The 2,249-nt window shown below is 41.9% G+C and carries 3 protein-coding genes; all 3 read left to right on the top strand.

Features of this window, described 5'->3' with window-relative positions; translation table 11 throughout:
- The coding region (locus ALO_RS23265; RefSeq protein ID WP_004097903.1) for a hypothetical protein at positions 1–651 on the top strand (651 nt) is incomplete at its 5' end.
- A gap of 63 nt (positions 652–714) precedes the next feature.
- Complete coding sequence (locus ALO_RS16005) at positions 715–1,428, top strand: hypothetical protein (protein ID WP_004097901.1); 714 nt, start codon at positions 715–717, stop codon at positions 1,426–1,428.
- A 9-nt stretch (positions 1,429–1,437) separates the two neighbouring features.
- Entirely contained in the window at positions 1,438–2,037 is a 600-nt protein-coding gene (locus ALO_RS16000; RefSeq protein ID WP_004097900.1) for a hypothetical protein, read from the top strand.
- Positions 2,038–2,249: the final 212 nt, after the last annotated feature.

Below are 2,249 nucleotides of genomic sequence, written 5' to 3'. Positions count from 1 at the left end.
ATAGGTAAAGAGCCTTTGGCGAAAATCATGCAAGGACTCCAACAGTGTTTTACCCAATATTTTAACCGGAAATATAACCGTACCGGACATGTATTCCAACAACGATATAAGGCACAGTTATGTACCTCTGATCGATACCTGATAACTCTTGTTGCCTACATTCACCAGAATCCGGTACGAGCTGGGATGCCGCAGGGACTAGAGGATCCATGGAGTAGCCATCATGCATATGTGACTGGGGATCACTCGCTGGTGAATATTGATTTCATACTGGATATGTTCCATTCCGATCGTAGAGAGGCATTGGTCCAATATCTTGAGTTAATGAACTCCCCACAGGCTATGCCGGAGTTAGTGGAGATAGGAAGTTCAGAGGAAGCTCAACCCAGGAAAAAAGACACGACAGAAGACCCTCAATGTGGTGTGACAGCGACTTCCTGGGAAGCGATTATTGATGCAGTGATAGCTGAGGCCTGTGTGGACAGAGGAAAACTTCTAGGATCGTGTCGGGAAAGAAAGGTAGTGGCGGCGCGTAACCGACTGATTCAGGAGGCGGTCCGGCGAGAGGTTATGACACGGAGCGAATTGGCCAAACGGCTTGGGGTTGATGTATCTCGCATTACACGAGTTTTACAGCAGGCAGAAGAATAAATAAGTCAAGCCTGACCCCGTGACCCCGGATGTACTGACCCCGGATGTACCGGATGTACCCGGATGTACCCGCTCGGACAAGTTGCACTTGGCGTAACTGGACTAGATGTAGCAGCGGATATACGGGACATATCGCATGATCTGGCAAATTGGGAATGGACATGGGAACATGCAGGACAAACGACGTTGGATGGAATTGGACTCTTGCCTGTAGTAGGAGCTATCAAGTATGGGGATGAAGCGGCATCTTTGCTGAAGAATGGAGAGAATATAGCATCGACCGGTACAGACATAGCATCTACAGCAGGGAAAAATGGGAATAGCCTAGTGGATGCTGGTCAGGGGTCTGGTGTTGGTAATTATTTAAAAGAACCTGCCACTCAAAATGGAACACTCAATATTGGAGCAGGAAGTAGGCCTACAGACGGGGCGTACAATATTGATATTGACCCTAAAGTTTCTGGGGTCAATTCCGGTAACATGACAAATTTTTCCAAAATTAAAACCGGCAGTCAAAGTAAAATCATTATTGATAACCCTTACGATTATGATCCATTAAATCCTGAAGTGTTAAGAGTTTTATCACAAGATGGGGAAATTGTACTTACTGGATCTCGATCTAATATAGAAAAGAATCAATGGCTTAAAAATTTAGATGAAAAGGGGCTAACAATAAAAGAAAGAAGTGAAGTACTCAATGATGGCAGCTATAAAACTACAGACGGTCAACCAATTAAATCGAAAAAGCTAGATCGATATGTTATTGTAAAAAAGTGAGGTGTGGAGATGTTAATTACTCTAGATATAAGTAATGAAGAATTTGATGCGGTAATCGGTGATATAGAAATTACTCCAGTTATATTCCTCGATTTCCCAAGTGATATTAGAGGTGTTTATGAATTCGAACTTTTAAACTCAGTTGTAAATATATTTCATTTTAAAGATCAGATACTAAGCCAAGGAGTTTGTTTAGACGATACGGTTTTAATATTTGGAAAAATGAAGGTTCGAATAGAGAAAGTCAAGGGCGCAGATTTTGAGCTGGTTGAAGGTGATTATCATACAGGACGTAAGCAATATCATACTTGGTCATATACTCTAAATAAAGGAGATGTAGTTTGTACATGTGTAGGAAGCCTATCTTTCCTCGCTGACTATTGTGCATCAATCTATATTGTGACTGAAAGTAACCCAAAAATCACATTAACTTTTGATACTGAAGAAACTGTTCCTTATGACACTACTAATCCTAACAGCACAAAGTATGGGAAATCAAAGGTAACAAAATATGAACATACTAGTTCTCCAGGAAAACTATTTGACCATGAATTTTTCCAAGAGCATCTGAAGATTGGTAGAATAGTAATCAAAGACGAAAAGGGTTAGTATTGATATCAAATTGACTCTTAAAGAAGCGCGGGAACGGAAATTTTGTTCCCCCATCTGGCCACCACCCTCCAAGCCGGCAGTAGTTGACGCCGGGGACGCTCCCCCTTTTGGCACATTGTTTTAAAGCGAAAACCAAACAGCGGAGCAACGGACAAAAATGATATGCTACCCCCAGATAGGACAGTGAAACAAAAAACACTGTCCTATCG

The sequence above is a fragment of the Acetonema longum DSM 6540 genome, from assembly GCF_000219125.1.
Lineage (GTDB): Bacteria > Bacillota > Negativicutes > Sporomusales > Acetonemataceae > Acetonema > Acetonema longum.
Note: the sequence above shows the minus strand (reverse complement) of the source record. Positions and strands in the feature narration are given on the sequence as shown.

Excerpts from the sequence above, each read along its gene's own strand:
- ALO_RS16000 (WP_004097900.1), top strand. The coding sequence starts at position 1,438 with ATGTTAATTACTCTAGATATAAGTAATGAAGAATTTGATGCGGTAATC.
- ALO_RS16005 (WP_004097901.1), top strand. The coding sequence starts at position 715 with ATGTACCCGCTCGGACAAGTTGCACTTGGCGTAACTGGACTAGATGTA.